Consider the following 15,449-nt stretch of genomic DNA (forward strand, 5'->3'; position numbering starts at 1 on the left):
AATGCGGCGGAGGTCGCTGTCTTCGACGGCGTGCTCACCGCCCTCGACCCCCGCGACCTACCGCAGGTGCCCGCCGCGGCGGATGGTCGTCCACACCGAAGGCATTTTGAGATGCGCATCACGAAGATCCTCCTCGCCGCCGTACTGGCGGCTCCGCTGGCCGGCTGCGGCGACTCCGGGACCGGCACCGCCGCGGGCGACGAGCCGATCAACATCGCGTCGGTGTCGACGCTCAGCGGCCCCGTCGCGTTTCCCGAGTCCTCGCTCGCGGCCCGCGCCGTCTTCGACGACGTCAACGACAAGGGCGGCATCAACGGCCGGAAGATCGTCTACACGATGGCCGACGACAAGGGCGACCCGGCGGGCGCCGCGCTCGCCGGCCGCGACGTCATCGAGCGGAAGCAGGCCGTGGCGCTCGCGGGCGGCGCGAGCCTGCTCGACTGCCAGGTCAACGGCGCGCTCTACGCGCGCAGCAAGATCACCGACGTGCGCGGCGTCGGGGTGGACCCCGGCTGCTTCAGCTCCGCGAACATCTCGCCGGTCAACACCGGCCCGTTCTTCGGCTCGGCCGTGACGCTGTACTACGCGTCCGAGACGCTGAAGCTGAACAAGCTCTGCGTCTTCCTCTCCATCATCGGCGGCACCGCGGAGGCGTACAAGGACGGCGTGGCGCGCTGGTCCCGGCTCACCGGCAAGAAGCCGCTGATCATGGACCTGAGCCTGGCGACGGCCTCCTCGAACTTCAAGCCCTACGTCCTGCGGGCGCGGAACGCCGGCTGCGAGGCGGTCCTGTTCAACGGCGTCGAACCCGATCTGATCGGCTGGGTGAAGGCGGCGCAGAAGCAGAACGTCACCGACATGAAATGGCTGTTCCTCGCGCCCGGGTACACAGAGGAGGTCGCGAAGGCGCTCGGCTCGTCCGGGAGGAGCATCATCGCGCTGTCGGAGTTCGAGCCGTACACCGAGTCGGCCTCCCGGGCCAACAGGGAATGGCGCACCACCATGGAGGACCACAAGGTGCCGCTGACCGCCTTCGCGCAGGGCGGGTACCTCGCGGCGAAGCACCTGGTCACGGTGCTGCGCTCGATCGAAGGGGACATCACCCGCGAGTCCGTCACCGAGGCGATGAAGACGCTGCGGCCGCTGCCCTCCGCGATGACCGGGACGCCGTTCGCGTTCGGCCCCGGCGACGCCCACGCATCCAACCTCGCCGCGAAGTTCGTCCAGCCGGACGGACGGGGCGGCTGGACGGTGCTCACACCGGATTGGATCAAACTGCCGAATGGTTGATGGAGCATGAGGGAACTGCGGCTTGAGGACGTGTCGGTCGGCCGGGGCGGGGCCCCGATCGTCCGGGACGTCGGGTTCACCGTCCCGGCCGGGCAGGTGACCGTGCTGCTCGGCCCGAACGGGGCCGGGAAGACGACGCTGCTGGAGGCGATCGCGGGCGTCCTGCCCCTCGCGTCCGGACGGCTCACCGGGGACGGCGACGACCTGTCCGGGCTCGACCGCGTGTCGCGCGCCAAGCGCGGCATCGCGCTCGTCGAACAGGGCCGGACCGTGTTCAGCGGCCTGACCGTCGCGGAGAACCTGCGCGCCGTGCGGCGCGGCCCCCGCGCCGACCGCGCGCTGGAGCTGTTCCCCGAGCTGACGAAGCGGATGGACGTCCAGGCCGGGCTGCTGTCCGGCGGCGAGCAGCAGATGGTCGTGCTCGCCCGCGCGCTCGCGATGTCCCCGTCGGTCCTGCTGATCGACGAGATGTCGCTCGGCCTCGCGCCGGTGATCGTCAAGCGGCTGCTGCCCGCCGTCCGCGCGCTCGCGGACGAGGGCGTCGCCGTCCTGCTCGTCGAGCAGTTCGCGACGCTCGCGCTGGCGGTGGCCGACACGGCGCACGTGCTGGCCGGCGGCCGTCTCACGCACAGCGGCCCCGCCGCGCCGCTGCGCAAGGCGCCGAACGTGCTCCACGCGGCCTACCTTGGAGAACCCGCGCCCCAGGGCGGCGGACGGCGGAACTAGGGAGATGCGAATGCAACGGGTGCTGATCGTCACGGGCGGCGGCAGCGGGATCGGCGCGGCGGTCGCCGCGGCCGGGGCCGCCGCCGGGGACCGGGTGGTGATCTGCGGGCGGCGCAAGGAGGCGCTCGACCGGGTCGCGGCCGAGACGGGCGCCGAGCCCCGGGTCTGCGACGTCTCCTCGCCGGACGAGGTCGCCGGCCTCGTCGAGGACGTCGTCGCCGCGCACGGCCGCCTGGACGGGATCGTCGCGAACGCGGGCACGCTGCGCAACGGCGCCGTCCTCGACCTGTCGCCCGACGACTGGGACGCCACGATCAGGACCAACCTGACCTCGGTGTTCCTGCTGGCCAGGGCCGCGCTGCCGCACCTGATCGAGGCGAAGGGGTCCCTCGTCACGGTCTCGTCGGTGGCGGCGCTGCGCGTCCCTGCGGGGGTCGCTGCGTACGCGACGTCCAAGGCGGGGCTCACCATGCTGACCCAGACGATCGCGGCGGACTACGGTCCGCAGGGCGTCCGCGCCAACGTGGTGTGCCCCGGCTGGATCCGCACCGAGATGTCGGACATGGAGATGGCCCTCTTCGGCGAGCCGCACGGCCTGACCAGGGAGGAGGCGTACGACGAGGTGACCCGGCTCGTCCCGCAGCGCCGCGCGGGCAGCCCGGACGAGGCCGCCGCCGCGATCATGTGGCTGCTCGGGCCCGAGGCGTCGTACGTGAACGGCGCCGTGCTGAGCGTGGACGGCGGCACCGCCCTGCCCGACCCGGGCACCGTCCCGTTCGACTTCCAGGTCAGGCCCCGCTAGCGGGTCAGGCCCCGCCGGGCGGTCACGCGGGGCTGGCCGCGAGGCTGTAGAGGTCGGCGAGGATGTCGTAGGAGCGCAGCCGGTCGGCGTGGTCGTGGACCTGGGTGGTGACCATGACCTCGTCGACCCCGGTCCGCTCGATCAGCGCGTCCATCCTGCGCCGCACCGTCTCGGGCCCGCCGACGACCTGGTCGGCCAGCCGCGAGTCGATCATCTGCCGGTCCAGCGCCGTGTACGGGTAGGACGCGGCCTCGTCCGGCGTCGGGAGGAGCCCCGGGTTGCCCTGCCGCAGCCGCAGGAACGCGAGCGCCTGCGGCCGCGCGAGCTCCACCGCCCGCTCGTCGGTGTCGGCGGCGGTGACCGCCACGCCGATCATCGAGTACGGCTCGGTCAGCGCGCCGGGCCGGAACGACTCCCGGTACAGGTTCAGCGCGGGCACCGTGTTCTGCGCGCTGAAGTGGTGCGCGAACGCGAACGGCAGCCCGAGCAGCCCGGCGAGCCGCGCGCTGTACCCGCTGGAGCCGAGCAGCCACACCGGCGGCTCGTTGCCCGCCGCCGGGGTGACCTTGCTGTCCGCGCCGAAGTAGCCGCGCAGCTCGACGACCTGCTCGGGGAAGTCGTCCACGGACAGGGCCTGCGGGGAGCGGCGCAGCGCCAGCGCGGTCGCCTGGTCGGTGCCGGGCGCGCGGCCGAGGCCGAGGTCGATGCGTCCCGGGAAGAGCGCCTCCAGCGTCCCGAACTGCTCGGCCACCACCATCGGCGCGTGGTTCGGCAGCATGATCCCGCCGGACCCGACCCGCAGCGCGGACGTCGCCGCCGCGACCTGCCCGATCAGCACCGCCGTCGCGGAGCTCGCGATGCCGGGCATCGCGTGGTGCTCGGCGAGCCAGTACCGGTGGAAGCCGAGCCGCTCGGCGTGCCGGGCCAGGTCGAGGGTGTTGCGCAGGGCCTCGCCGGACGTGGAGCCGCTGACGACGGGTGCCAGGTCGAGGACGGAGAAGGGGACGCTCATGAACAGTGCCAACCCGTCTCCCCTCCGTCCTCTTCCCGGTCACCTGGTCATTCAGTCGTCGTCGTCATCTTCGTGTCCCACGGTCGGCGCGCCGGGGAGGCGGTGGCGCGGTTCGGGCATCTCGGCGCCCTTGCCGCGGACGCTCTGCCAGATCGCCTGGTTGAACGTCCGCTCGTCGATCTGGTCCTCCTTGCCGAGCTGCTGCCGAGCGGAGATCGCCGCGAGCGGGGCGGACGCGGAGTTGGTCTCCGTCCGCGGCCACTGCGGGACGACCGCGTCGTAGGGACGCGCGTTCGGCCTCGACGTGAACGCCGCCGTCATCGGCGTCGCGTAGGCGTCGAACTGGGTGAGCGGGCGGATGCCGCTGATCAGCTGGATCGTCCGGACCATCGAGACCGTGCTGTAGAACGTCGAGTCGACCTTGCCCGTCTGCGTGTACGGGCTGATCACCAGCGCGAGCGTGCGGTGCGCGTCGATGTGGTCGGGGCCGTTCTGCGCGTCGTCCTCGGTGACGAAGATCGCCGTGTCCTTCCAGAACTTCGACTTGGACACCGCGTCCACGAGCAGGCCGAGCGCGTAGTCGTTGTCGGCGACGTAGGCGCGCGGGGTGGGGGAACCCGCCTTCGTCCCGGCCGTGTGGTCGTTCGGCAGCCGGACGAACTCGACCGACGGCAGCTTCCCGCTCTTCTCGAACCCGCGGAACTCGGTCAGCCACCGGCTGATCCGCGGCGTCCCGCACGTCTTCGACAGCGGCGTGAACGAGTTCGGGCTGTCCGGGCAGGCGAGGTCGTAGCCGTGGAACTCGGGGTCGGTGGCGGCGCTCAGCACCGGGTCCTCGGCGGACGCCCGGCCCTGCGCGTCGTGCTGCACGTAGAACCCGTAGTTGCGGAACGGGACGCCCGCCCTCTTGAGCCGCTGCCAGATGTAGGCGTCCTTCGGGTCGCTGTTCGGCGCGATCTCCGGCGTCCCGTTCTCGGACGGGTAGGGCGCGTTGCGGCTGGAGTAGTTCGCGGGCCACACCTGCTCGGAGTAGGGGTTCGAGTTGCTGCCCACCACCCAGTTCCAGCCCTGCGCGCTGACCTCGGCGTCGGCGTAGAAGTTGTCGAACGTGACGAACCTGCGCGACAGCTCGCGCGCGTTCGGCGCGGACTCGTCGCCGAACAGGTTGAGGCTCGCGTCGCCGCCGCCCTTGCCGATGCTGCCGAACTCCTGGTCGTAGGTCCGGTTCTCGCGCACCACGTAGATGACGTGCTTGATCGGCGTCTTCGCGCCGGGGTGCAGCGGGACGACGTGCCCGCCGTCGCCGCGACCGCCGCGCACCCGGTCGCGCTCGTCGAACCCGTTGTTGCGGACGACCTGCCGCGACCACGCGCGCAGCCGTCCCGCGTCGGACGGACGGTCGATCAGCGACAGCGTCCCCTTGATCATCGAGCCGATGTACTTGTCGGCCGTGCCGCCGCCGTGCGGGTCGGGCCTGCCGGGACCGTCGTTCGGCCCCGCGCCGAGCCCCTTGGCGTTGACGACCAGCAGCCGGTCGCCGAGGACGTGCACCGACGTCGGGTACCAGCCGGTCGGGATCATGCCGGTGACGCGGCCGCGGCGCAGGTCGACGACCGCCACGTCGTTGTTCCCGGAGTTCGCGACGTAGAGCAGCCGCCCGTCCGGGGACGGCGCCGACGCGACCGGGTTGCTGCCGATCGGCGCGCCGTTGTAGGGGCTCAGGTCGATCTTCCGGACGACCTTGTTCCGCGCCGTGTCGACGACGTCGGCCTCGTCCCCGTCACCCGCCGTGACGAACGCGCGGGAGCCGTCCGCGCTGAGCGAGACCTTGTTCGGGTGGGTGCCTGTTGGAACGTTCCCTATGACGTTGGGCGCGGTACCGGACACGTCCACCACGCTCACCGACGCGCCGCCCTGGTTCGCGACGTACGCGGTCTTCCCGTCCCTGCCGAGGGCGACGCCGTACGGCCGGTGCCCGACCGCCGTCGTCTCCGCCTTCCCGGACGCGAGGTCGACCACCGACAGCGCGTCCGCCTGCTGGTCGGCGACGAGGAGCCGCTTCCCGTCCGGCGTGACCGCGAGGCCCGCCGGGAACATGTTCACCTTCTGGCCGTCCGGATTCGTCGTCGGCAGCGCGATGGACGCCTTCTCGGTGAGCGTCCCGCCCGCGACGTCGTACACGCGGATCTTGTTGTTGCCGCCCGCGCTCGCGTAGGCGTGCGTCCCGTCCGGGCTCCACGCGACGCCCGCGTAGAGCGCCTGCGGGCTCTTGTAGCCGATCGTCTGGCCGACCGCGCCGGACGAGGTGTCCACGACCTGGAGCGACTGGACGCCCTGCCCGGCGTTGACGACGAGCAGGCGGGAGCCGTCCGGGCTCAGCGCGGACGCGAGCGGGAGCAGCCCCAGCGTCACCTGCGTTCCGGCCGGAGTCACGAGGTGCCCGACGGGCGTGACGCCGGTGCCGTCGCCCTGCGGTCCGGCCTGCTTGCGGGTGCCCGCGTAGGCGGCCCCGCCGCTCAGCACGACGAGCGCCGCCGCTGCGGCGATCGCGCGTCTGGATCGGAGTCTCATCAGCGCCTCCTGGCGCCGCCGTCCCACCCTGGGGGAAAGATGGTCGTCAACGGCGGCCGACCGGAACGTAAATCGCGATTCCGGACGGCAGGTGAGCCCGAGGTTAAGCGCCGGAGAAGATCAACCGGTAATGGCGACGATCGCCGCCACAAGGCCCGCAATGGCCCCCGCGACGAGGAGCGGGAAGAGCGTGATGCAGAGCCATGACCACCGCACGAGGACGCGCGCCCGCGCGGGATCGTCCGCGAACCGCGTTTCGGCTCGCGTGTAGAGCAACGCGGCCACGACGACGAGCGGCAGGAACACGAACGTCGTGATGAGCCCGAGGACGAACGCCGCCACCTGGCCGAGACGGGTGTAGGTCCCGTCGGCGCCGACGCCGAGCGCGAAACGGCGGGACGGCGCGGGGACGGCGGCTGCGGACAGGGCTTCGGTCATGGCGCCCACCTTGATCGATTGTGAAAGTGACCTGGATCATACGCTTCGCGACCTTCCCGCGCGAGAGCCCTGTAACGCCTTCGTGGCAGCGAGTGCCGTGCCGCCCGCGCGTGAGGGCGGAGTGGCGAAACGCCATCCCGGCGCGGCTCGATAATCGGCAGGGGACGAAAAGCAGCGCACAACAGGCATGCACAACCGGCACGAACAACAGAATGGAGAGCCGTGGCCGACTCAGAGGTCGGACGCGAATACGCCCGCACCCGCGACATCGTGATCGTGTTCGCCGTCCTGCTGGTCCTCACGGCCCTGCTGGTGACCGTCCTCGTGGAGGCGTGGCCGCCCGCGCCGACCCCCGCGCCGGACGGCCGCGCGCCGAGCGCCGCAGCCAAGACGGTCCACCTGTTCGGCTGGTCGCCCACCGTGTCCCGCGACACGTGCCTGTTCCTGGTGGTCATGGCGGCCGGGGCCCTCGGGGCGGTCACGCACGTCCTGCGGTCGTTCTACTGGTACGTCGGGAACCGGGCGCTGCGCCGCAGCTGGCTGATGATGTACCTGACGCTCCCGATCGTCGGCGCCCTGTTTGGGCTGATGGTCTACCTCGTGGTGCGCGGCGGGCTGACCTCGCCGCTCGGCGGCGCCGACGACGTCAACCCCTACGGTGTCGCCGCCATCGCCGCGCTCGTCGGCCAGTTCTCCCGCGAGACCGCCGAGAAGTTCCGCGCGGTGTTCGCCACGCTGCTGGCGCCCGCGCAGCGCGGCCGCGACCACGCCATCCCCCCGAAGGTCTCCTCCATCGACCCGGACAACGGGCCGCCGGGCACCGCCGTCACGATCCAGGGCGACGGGCTGGACGGGGCGACCAGCGTCCGCTTCGGCGCGGCGCGGGCCGCGGTGATCGACGCGACGGACACGCTGGTGCGGACGACCCTCCCCGCGGGCGCCACCACGGCGCCGCCGGTCGTGAACACCCCGGCCGGTTCCGCCGTCAGCCCGGAGCCGTTCACCGTCGACTGAGCTACCGCTTGTCGTCCTGCCAGTGGTCGAACCAGGCGTCGTAGGCGGCGCCCGGGAACACGCGCGGCAGCTCGGACGTCGGCAGCCGCCCGAGCTCGGCGCCCGTCCGCGCCACGCCGAACTGCCCCTCGGTCTGGTACGCGACGCGGTCGAGGCTCTTCGGCCCGGTGACGAGGCAGGTGTAGCGGGGGCCGGGGACGCGCGGCTCGTCGTCCGGGATGGCGGCGCCGACCGCGAGGCTGTTGGACACCGTCACCCATGTCCCGAGCTCGATGACCTGCCGCTCGGCGGAGCGCTGCTCCCAGCGGAACTCCAGGATCGGCTTGGAGAAGATCGGGACGAGCAGGTGCGACACCCCGCACGAGCGCAGCTCCCGCTCCCAGCCGACCGACCGGGCGAGGTCCTCGCAGATCAGCACGGCGAGGCGGCCGAGCGAGGAGTCGAGTACGGACACCTTCCGGCCCGGCCGCGCGTACTCCACGGCGGAGCCGGTGGACGGCGCGTCCGGCAGCCGCCACAGCCGCATCTGGTCGGCGTCCAGCGTGAACCCGGACAGCTTGTCCTGGACGAGGAGCTCCTGCCCCGTCCAGCGGTCGAGCAGGACGGCGCGGTTCGGCGGCGGGTCGCCGCCGCCGACCGGGCCGGTGCCGAGCAGCAGGAAGCGCAGCGGGCGGCGGGCGCGGTCGCGGGCGGCCGTGTCGAACGCGACCTCCTTCCACAGCTCCAGCAGCGAGTCCGAGAGCGACGCCTCCGGCATCACGGCGAGCTGCGCGCCGGACTCGTCCAGCCGCCGGATGATCGCCTTGACCCGGCTGCGGATGCCGGAGGTGTCCATCGGGCGGAGCCGGTAGACGGTCAGGCCCGCCCGCTCCGCGAACTCGATCTCGATGTCGTCGTAGGTCTCCAGCACCGGCGCGCAGCCGACCGCGACCGGCTCGTCCCGGTTGAGGTGCGGGTCGTTCACCGCGGGCAGCACGCGATGGTCGATCATCGCCCACTCCGTCTGCGGGACGCGGTGCACCCCGAAGAACTCGGCCTTCGTCCGCAGCCCGCGCGGACGTCCGGCGAACGCGCAGCGGGGCAGCAGCGCGCCGGTCGTGCGGGGCCCGTTCAGCTTGCCCTCGGTGAGGTAGTTGACCAGCACTCCGGCCAGCGCGGGCGCGTCGTGGTAGGGCCCGTAGGGGCTCGCGTGGGCGAGGGCGATGTCGAGGCCGAGCAGGATGACGAAGCGCCCGCGGTCCCCGCGCGCGGCGACGACGCCCGCCGTCCGCGCCGGGTCGAACGTGCCGGTCGCGAGGACCGAGTCGGCGATCTCGTTCGCCTCCTGCCGCACCCGCTCCGCCGCGTACCAGCGCGTCGCCGCCCAGCCCTCGAAGACGTCGTCCGGGATCGCGTCGTAGAGCTGGACGAAGAGATCAGCTGGTTCCGCCGAGTACTCGGCCGCGGCCAACTGATCCGTCATAAGCGCCCCCGGGGGTTGACACGCACGGTTACGGGTGGTGGACCGATGTTAACTCTGCCAGGGCCCGGCTTTCAGCGTCCTCCGCTACACATACGTCCTTCTGGCGATACTGAGGACTGGGTCACTTGACAATCACTTGGCATGGACGCACTCTGGAGTGGTCCAACGGTGCTCGCCTACTCCAGGAGTGTGACCATGAGCGCTGTTACCGCCTCCGCCCGTGACCGCCGGACGGAGGTCCGGCGTCTCATCGACTCGATGGAACACGCCAAGGTCATCAGCGACGGTCACTTCAGCGCCCTCGGGATGCTGATCACCGACGCCTCGCTGAGCGCAGACGAACCCGCCCTCGTGGAATGCCAGGACGGGCTGCAGTGGCTCCACCGCCACTATCTCGACGTCACCGGCCTGGACGGCGCGCAGCGCGAGCAGCGCGGCCGGATCCTCGGGCTGATCGACGTCGTCCACTGGGCGCTGCGGCGGCTGCCGTCCGGGCTGCAGCTCGGGCTCCGGCCGGAGAGCCACGCCGCCCGCTTCCTCGTCGCCGTCCACCGCCGCCAGGGCCTGTCGAACAAGCAGCTCGCCGCCGCGCTCGGCACCGACGAGACCGAGGTCAGCCGGGTCGGACGCCGGCTGCTGTCCGCGGGGCTCGTGTGGCGGCGCAAGGAGTGGCGGCACAACGCCTGGGACATCACCCCCCGCGGCTTCCAGTACCTGGAGACGTCCGGCCTGCTCGCCGAGGGCGCGGGCGACGGCCGGCGCGCCGCCGGGCCGGGCCGCGGCGAGGAGCTCGCGCCCCGCTCGCCGGACGCGGTGCCGCGCCGTCCCCGGCAGGACGCTCCCGAACCGGACCGCGCCGAGGCGGGCCTCCCCGAGCCGGGCTTCGCCGAGCACGACCTCACGGAACCGGGCCACACCGACCCTGGCCGTAAAGAGCCCGGTCGCGAAGAGCCCGGATCGTCGTCCTCGCCCGGGCACGCCTGAACGCCGCCGCGAAAAGGGCTCGGCCCGCGACCGGCGACGGTGGCGGGCCGAGCCTCGGGGACGGTCAGACGCGGTCGGCGGCGATCAGCAGGTACTGGAAGCTGCCGCCCTTGTACGCGTCGAGGAACGCCGCCTCGATGCCGGTGGTCAGCGAGGACTTCGCCCGCAGCTCCCAGTAGGGGATGGTGGCCGGGGTCAGGTCGATCACGCTCGCCGGGACGAGCCGGTTCGCCGCCATCTCCTTGAAGTACGTGCTGCGCGGGTGGATGTCGCAGATGTAGTGCGCGTTGATCTCGCTCACGGCGCGCGACGGCAGCCCGTAGGCGTCGTTGTAGCAGCCGGTGATGGTCACGTACCGGCCGCCGCGGCGTAGTAGTCGGGAGTGCTCGGCGAACAGCAGTCCGAGCTCGACGTACATGGTGCTCTCGTTGTTCCAGATGGCCTGGAACGCTCCCGTCTCGAAGCCGGTGTCGAGCATGTTCTTGAAGTGGAAGCCCACCTTGTCGTCGACGCCGCGCCGGGCGGCCTGCTCGGTCGCGAACTCGACCTGGGACTCGGAGATCGACACCCCGTCCACGCGGCAGCCGAACCGCTGGTTGGCCATGAGGCTGGAGCCGCCGCGACCGCACCCCGCGTCGAGGAGGCGGTCGGACGGGTGCACGGGGCCCAGATGGTTCATCAGCAGCTCCGCCTGGGCGGTCTCCAGCCGGTGCAGTTCTGCGATCGTCCGCTCCTCGCGGGTCTCGGCCGGGCCGTCGAGGACGGTCCAGTCGACGACGCCGATGCCGTAGTGGTGGTGGTAGATCCCGTCCACCTCGCCCAGCCGCAGGTTGACCGGGTTCCTCTCGGCGTTCCAGTAGTCGGCGACCGAGTGCTGGTAGAGGCTGCTCAGAACCTGGCTGCCCGTGGTAGAGGCCATACGTGGTGATCCTTTCTCGGAGGGTGGTCGGGGCGGGTCGGAGGGCGGGGCGGGTCGGAGGGCGGGGCGGGGGTCACTGGTAGCGGCGGCTGCCCTGGTGCCATTCGAAGCCGCCCGCCATCCAGCCCTGGACGCCGAGCAGGAACCGCTGCAGCTCGGGGGACGGGAGCACGGCGAGCTCCTTCTGCGCGGCCTCGAAGCCGCGGACGAAGTCGTTGTGCAGCGCGATGGCGACCTCCGCGGCCTCGCGCAGCGGGCAGCCCTCCTCCTCGGCGATCAGCAGCACGACGTTGCAGTCGGGCAGGTCGTCGGCCGCCTCCTTCTCCGCCGAGTGGAGGTCGTTGACGATGACCGCCGCGGTGCCGGCCTGCATCACCGCGCGGTGCACGCGCGGCTCGAAGAACAGGTTCGCGTCGAGGTAGTAGCCGCCGACGATGTCGATCAGCGTCATCGAGGTGTAGAAGCTGTCGTGCTGCCGGGCGGCCAGGTAGCGCCACACCTGGGGCAGCTCGCCGAGGTGCCGCCAGGCGGCGTAGGCCGTCCAGCTCACGTACATCTGGGAGGTGATGTTGCAGAGCCGCATGATCTGCGACGGCGTGCCGAGCCGCCGCGCGTGGTCGGTGGCCGAGCGCAGCGCCATCAGGACGGGGTCGGCGCGGATCGCCTCCTCGAGCTGCGCGGTGTACCGGCCCGCGGGGGGCGGCGGGTCCATCGCGGACGTGACGAGCGCGAGGCGGGGCGGCAGCTTGGTGGGGGAGGCGCCGAGGTCGGTCTCGTCGGCGTAGTAGTCGTCGCTGGCCCACCAGGCGGCGTTCATCTTGGCCCCGAGGAGTAGCGCGTCGACGTCGTCGGTCTCGGGGTGGGCGAGGACGGCGAGCCGCCCGAACCCGGTCTCGCGGAACTGGTCGATCTGGTCGGCGTAGATGCCGACCTCCTCCGCCCAGGCCACCAGCCGGTCGTTGACCACGCGGGCGAGGTCGTCGTCGACGCGGGCGGTCACCGGCAGGTACAGCGGCGACAGGGAGCCGTCGCCCCATTCCCGCTCGGCGTAGCCGGGGGAGAAGTGGCCGCCCTTGCGGGTCGGGCTCGGTAGCGGCCGGGTGGGCGGGAGCGGCGCGTCGGCCGGAAGCCCGGCGGCCGGGTCCTCAGGCGCGTCCGTAGGTAGGTCGGTAGGCCCGTCGGCGGGCTCGGTCGGGGGCTCGGTAGGTGGGGCCTCCGTCGTGCCGCCCGCCGGCTCGGTGGCGGGCGGACAGGCGGGCGGGCATGACGGCGTCCCTTTGCCCGGACTCAGCAGGTCCGTGATGCGCGCCGCCGACGTGCCGAGCCCGGACGGGCCGGACAGGAGCCGGGTCACCCGCTCCGCGATGTCGTCCATGGTCGGTCCCCTCGCTGGTCATTGCGGTGGACGGCCGCTCCTCGCGAAGAGCCGTCCGGACTCCCGGGGACCAGTTACTCACAGCTTCACCACGACTACAACCGGGCATCGCCTTGCCTGAGGGTGACAGCATGTAACCACCCGTCAGGGGTCATTTCCGGCGTCTGGGTACGCGCCGGGACAGCGTCAGCGGCACCGCGAGGGCGATCACCGCGGCGGTGAGCGCGAACGCGGGCGGATAGCCGGTCTGCGCCGCGATCACCCCGAACGCGGCGCCGCCCGCGCCCATGCCGCCGTCGTAGCCGATGTTCCAGACGGCGCTGACCGTCCCGTAGCCGGACGGCGGCACCCGCTGGTACATCACCGCGAGGCTCACGTTCTGGGCGATGCCGAAGCCCGCGCCGAACAGCGCCATCGAGACGAGGACGGCCACCGGGTTCGGCACCAGGACGAGCAGCGCGACCCCGGCCGCCGCCGCGACGAGCGCGGGCGTGAGGAGGCGTCCGGCGCCGTGGCGGTCGCCCGCGCGTCCGGCCCACCAGCGGGTGAAGGTGGTCGCGGCGGGCTGGACGAGCAGGGCCGCCGCCGCGACGCGCCCGTCCGGGACGGCCTCGGGCAGGAACGTGACGAGGATGCCCGCCGCCATCGCGGTCGCGGCGAACGCGGCGGCCGGACGCAGCAGCGCCGCCGTCCGCAGCCCGGCGACGATGCCGAACGCCTGCCCGGTCGCCTCGGGCCGGAGACTCGGCAGGCCGGGCAGCGTCGCGAGGGCGGCGAGCGTCACGGCCGAGCCCGCGAGGAACACCGGGGTGTAGCCAACGTGCCCGGCGAGCCAGACGCCGAGCGGCAGCGCGAGGACGGTCGGCAGCCCGGCGGTGAGCCCGAAAAGGCCGAGCGCCTCGCCCCGCCGCTCCGCCGGGACAATCGCCGCCACCAGTGCGTTCGTCACCACCACCGAGACCCCGAAGCCGAGCCCGCGGACCAGGCTCACCACGGTGATCGTCGCCATGTCGGACGCGAAGACCAGCGCGATCGGCGGCAGCCCCAGCAGCACCAGGCCGACCGCGAACACCGGCCGGTACCCGAACCGCGCGAGCAGCCGGGGGAGGGCCAGCTCGGCGAGCACCGTGGACAGCATCAGCGCGCCCGTGGCGAGCCCCGCGCCGACGCCGCCCGCCCCGGACGCCGACGCGTACATCGGGACGACCGACAGCAGCAGGAAGACGCCCGTCAGGCTCGCGAAGGTCGCGGCGAAGACGAGCGCCAGTCGCCTGCCCACCAGTCGCGGACGCCTGCCGCCGACGTCCTGCTTGCCACGAAGTGCCTCGCTCATGCCCATCACGGTAGAAGCACGCGGACCGCCCCCGTTTATTCGGCCCTCACGAGGACGCGGCCGTCAGGAGGAGGCGAGCGTCAGGAGGAGGCGAGCGTCAGAAGGACGACGGCGGCGCCCGCCCCGGCCAGCCCGGCCGCCTGCGGCCACGACAGCCGCTCGCGCAGCGCCGTGACGCCGAGCAGCACCGGCACGACCGGGTACAGCGAGGACAGCACGACCGCGACGACGACCAGTTGCTCCCGCGTGGCGAGCAGGTAGCAGACGAGCGCCGCCGCCGCGAGCCCGCCGTTCAGCGCCGACCAGAGGCACGCCCTCCCGGACGGCAGGCGCTGATCGGACGGCCACATCATCGGCGCGACGGCGAGGACGGCGGCGACCCGTCCGGCGGCGACCGGCCAGAGACCCGAGCCCTCGCCCGCCTGCGCGAGGGCGAGGTACTGGACCCCTATGCCGACGCTGGCGACGAGCCCGTTGACGAGGGCCGCGCGCACCGGGCCGCGCTCGTCCGAACGCGACTGGGACACGAGCCACAGTGCGGGCAGCACGACCGCGATCCCGGCCCACGACGCCGCCGGCGGACGGTCGCCGAGGAACACGACGCCCGCGACGACCGGCAGCGCGACCCCGCCGACGGCGCTGACCGGGACGACGACGCTCAGGTTCCCCAGGCTGATGCCCCGGTAGAGGAACACCATCGCGAGGCCCGTCCCCACGCCGGACGCCGCGCCCCAGCCGAGGTCGGCGGCTTCGACGCCGTCGGCGGAGACGAGCAGCGCGGCCACGACCGCGAACACGAGCCCTCCGGCCTGGCCCAGGAACGCGACGGCGGCGAAGCCGGAACGCCGCGCCAGCAGACCGCCCCAGACGTCCGCGACGCCGTAGAGGAGCGCCGAGGCGAGGGCGAGGAGCGGGCCGGTCACGCGCCTCCCGCGTCCCGCTCGGCCTGGCCGACCGGGCAGACCGCGCCCTCGGTGCAGCAGCGCCGGTCGCAGAACCGGCACATGACGTCCGAGTCGCCGATCGTCTCGTAGAGGCGGGCCAGGAGCTTGCCGAGGATGACGGTGAGGGCCTCGCGCTCGCCGCCGTCCAGGACGGCCAGCGCGTCGGCCAGCGGCGCGCCCCGCGCGGTGAGCATGCGGCGGGCCGCGTCCTCGCCCTTCGCGGTCAGCCGCACCTCCACGGCGCGCCCGCCGCCGGGACGGCGCCGCGCGAGCCCGGCGTCCCGGAGGCCGTCCACCATGCGGGCGGCGGCGGACTGGGTCAGCCCGACCCGCCTGCCCAGCTCGGTGACGCCCAGCCCCGGCTCCTCGGCCAGGACGATCAGCGCCGCCGCGCCGCTCGCGCTCACTCGTCCGGCGGCCGTCGTCCCGGCGAGGACGAGGTCGGTCACCGCCAGCGACGCGGCGCCCAGCAGGTTCGCCAACCGTTCATCATGCATGACTCATGCATGATACATCTCGGCGCGCGCCGGTCCCGGCGCGGCGTGCCGCGCATGCGATGCTGGCGGAAACACCGCGGAG

14 protein-coding genes are annotated in these 15,449 nt (G+C 72.8%); 5 read left to right on the forward strand and 9 right to left on the reverse strand.

Translation table 11 applies throughout. The features are described 5' to 3' along the window. The first annotated feature begins 111 nt into the window (after nt 1–111). Genes FXF65_RS31590 through FXF65_RS31600 form a run of 3 tightly spaced genes read left to right on the forward strand, consistent with a single transcriptional unit; the run spans nt 112 to nt 2,818 of the window. Nucleotides 112–1,290 (forward strand): ABC transporter substrate-binding protein, encoded by a 1,179-nt coding sequence (locus FXF65_RS31590; protein WP_148353694.1) that lies wholly within the window; start codon nt 112–114, stop codon nt 1,288–1,290. 6 nt (nt 1,291–1,296) lie between these two features. Further along, complete coding sequence (locus FXF65_RS31595) at nt 1,297–2,016, forward strand: ABC transporter ATP-binding protein (protein WP_148353695.1); 720 nt, start codon at nt 1,297–1,299, stop codon at nt 2,014–2,016. A gap of 10 nt (nt 2,017–2,026) precedes the next feature. After that, a complete protein-coding gene (locus FXF65_RS31600; protein WP_222868826.1) occupies nt 2,027–2,818 on the forward strand; it encodes an SDR family NAD(P)-dependent oxidoreductase in 792 nt (263 codons plus the stop codon). Between the two features lie 22 nt (nt 2,819–2,840). Here FXF65_RS31600 and FXF65_RS31605 read toward each other — a convergent pair whose 3' ends face one another. The 3 genes from FXF65_RS31605 to FXF65_RS31615 form a co-directional block, all read right to left on the reverse strand. Continuing rightward, nucleotides 2,841–3,842 carry an LLM class flavin-dependent oxidoreductase gene (locus tag FXF65_RS31605; RefSeq protein ID WP_246199260.1) on the reverse strand — a complete coding sequence of 334 codons (1,002 nt, stop codon included), beginning with the start codon at nt 3,840–3,842 and terminating at the stop codon, nt 2,841–2,843. 39 nt (nt 3,843–3,881) lie between these two features. After that, nucleotides 3,882–6,401 carry a bifunctional YncE family protein/alkaline phosphatase family protein gene (locus tag FXF65_RS31610; protein WP_222868827.1) on the reverse strand — a complete coding sequence of 840 codons (2,520 nt, stop codon included), beginning with the start codon at nt 6,399–6,401 and terminating at the stop codon, nt 3,882–3,884. Nucleotides 6,402–6,521: 120 nt separating this feature from the next. After that, complete coding sequence (locus tag FXF65_RS31615) at nt 6,522–6,839, reverse strand: hypothetical protein (protein ID WP_148353697.1); 318 nt, start codon at nt 6,837–6,839, stop codon at nt 6,522–6,524. Between the two features lie 222 nt (nt 6,840–7,061). Here FXF65_RS31615 and FXF65_RS31620 point away from each other — a divergent pair, with 222 nt between their 5' ends. Beyond that, nucleotides 7,062–7,853 carry an IPT/TIG domain-containing protein gene (locus tag FXF65_RS31620; protein ID WP_148353698.1) on the forward strand — a complete coding sequence of 264 codons (792 nt, stop codon included), beginning with the start codon at nt 7,062–7,064 and terminating at the stop codon, nt 7,851–7,853. Nucleotide 7,854: 1 nt separating this feature from the next. Here FXF65_RS31620 and FXF65_RS31625 read toward each other — a convergent pair whose 3' ends face one another. Beyond that, on the reverse strand, nt 7,855–9,315 hold the full coding sequence (locus FXF65_RS31625) for a carbon-nitrogen hydrolase family protein (protein WP_148353699.1): 1,461 nt from the start codon (nt 9,313–9,315) through the stop codon (nt 7,855–7,857). A gap of 195 nt (nt 9,316–9,510) precedes the next feature. On the opposite strand from FXF65_RS31625, the gene FXF65_RS31630 reads away from it, so the two are divergent. Then, entirely contained in the window at nt 9,511–10,299 is a 789-nt protein-coding gene (locus FXF65_RS31630) for a helix-turn-helix domain-containing protein (protein ID WP_148353700.1), read from the forward strand. Between the two features lie 64 nt (nt 10,300–10,363). Here the strand turns inward: FXF65_RS31630 and FXF65_RS31635 are convergent, their stop codons facing one another. The 5 genes from FXF65_RS31635 to FXF65_RS31655 form a co-directional block, all read right to left on the reverse strand. After that, the gene (locus FXF65_RS31635; RefSeq protein ID WP_148353701.1) at nt 10,364–11,218 is read right to left on the reverse strand and encodes a geranyl diphosphate 2-C-methyltransferase; all 855 of its coding nucleotides are present in this window, start codon (nt 11,216–11,218) and stop codon (nt 10,364–10,366) included. Nucleotides 11,219–11,291: 73 nt separating this feature from the next. Then, nucleotides 11,292–12,593: a family 2 encapsulin nanocompartment cargo protein terpene cyclase gene (locus FXF65_RS31640; RefSeq protein WP_222868828.1), complete on the reverse strand. Its 1,302-nt coding sequence runs from the start codon at nt 12,591–12,593 to the stop codon at nt 11,292–11,294. A 151-nt stretch (nt 12,594–12,744) separates the two neighbouring features. After that, nucleotides 12,745–13,926 carry an MFS transporter gene (locus FXF65_RS31645; RefSeq protein WP_148353702.1) on the reverse strand — a complete coding sequence of 394 codons (1,182 nt, stop codon included), beginning with the start codon at nt 13,924–13,926 and terminating at the stop codon, nt 12,745–12,747. Between the two features lie 80 nt (nt 13,927–14,006). Further along, nucleotides 14,007–14,849, reverse strand: a complete 843-nt coding sequence (locus FXF65_RS31650) for an EamA family transporter (RefSeq protein ID WP_222868829.1) — start codon at nt 14,847–14,849, stop codon at nt 14,007–14,009. After that, complete coding sequence (locus tag FXF65_RS31655) at nt 14,846–15,367, reverse strand: MarR family winged helix-turn-helix transcriptional regulator (protein WP_148353703.1); 522 nt, start codon at nt 15,365–15,367, stop codon at nt 14,846–14,848. Before FXF65_RS31655 ends, FXF65_RS31650 begins: the two co-directional genes overlap by 4 nt. Nucleotides 15,368–15,449 lie beyond the last annotated feature (82 nt).

It is taken from the genome of Actinomadura syzygii (assembly GCF_008085905.1).
GTDB classification, from domain to species: Bacteria; Actinomycetota; Actinomycetes; order Streptosporangiales; family Streptosporangiaceae; genus Spirillospora; species Spirillospora syzygii.

Bases quoted from the DNA above. Each gene is read 5' to 3' on its own strand.
- FXF65_RS31635 (WP_148353701.1), bottom strand. From the start codon at position 11,218: ATGGCCTCTACCACGGGCAGCCAGGTTCTGAGCAGCCTCTACCAGCAC.
- FXF65_RS31640 (WP_222868828.1), bottom strand. From the start codon at position 12,593: ATGGACGACATCGCGGAGCGGGTGACCCGGCTCCTGTCCGGCCCGTCC.
- FXF65_RS31595 (WP_148353695.1), top strand. From the start codon at position 1,297: ATGAGGGAACTGCGGCTTGAGGACGTGTCGGTCGGCCGGGGCGGGGCC.
- FXF65_RS31600 (WP_222868826.1), top strand. From the start codon at position 2,027: ATGCAACGGGTGCTGATCGTCACGGGCGGCGGCAGCGGGATCGGCGCG.
- FXF65_RS31615 (WP_148353697.1), bottom strand. From the start codon at position 6,839: ATGACCGAAGCCCTGTCCGCAGCCGCCGTCCCCGCGCCGTCCCGCCGT.
- FXF65_RS31630 (WP_148353700.1), top strand. From the start codon at position 9,511: ATGAGCGCTGTTACCGCCTCCGCCCGTGACCGCCGGACGGAGGTCCGG.
- FXF65_RS31590 (WP_148353694.1), top strand. From the start codon at position 112: ATGCGCATCACGAAGATCCTCCTCGCCGCCGTACTGGCGGCTCCGCTG.
- FXF65_RS31645 (WP_148353702.1), bottom strand. From the start codon at position 13,926: ATGAGCGAGGCACTTCGTGGCAAGCAGGACGTCGGCGGCAGGCGTCCG.
- FXF65_RS31610 (WP_222868827.1), bottom strand. From the start codon at position 6,401: ATGAGACTCCGATCCAGACGCGCGATCGCCGCAGCGGCGGCGCTCGTC.
- FXF65_RS31655 (WP_148353703.1), bottom strand. From the start codon at position 15,367: ATGCATGATGAACGGTTGGCGAACCTGCTGGGCGCCGCGTCGCTGGCG.
- FXF65_RS31625 (WP_148353699.1), bottom strand. From the start codon at position 9,315: ATGACGGATCAGTTGGCCGCGGCCGAGTACTCGGCGGAACCAGCTGAT.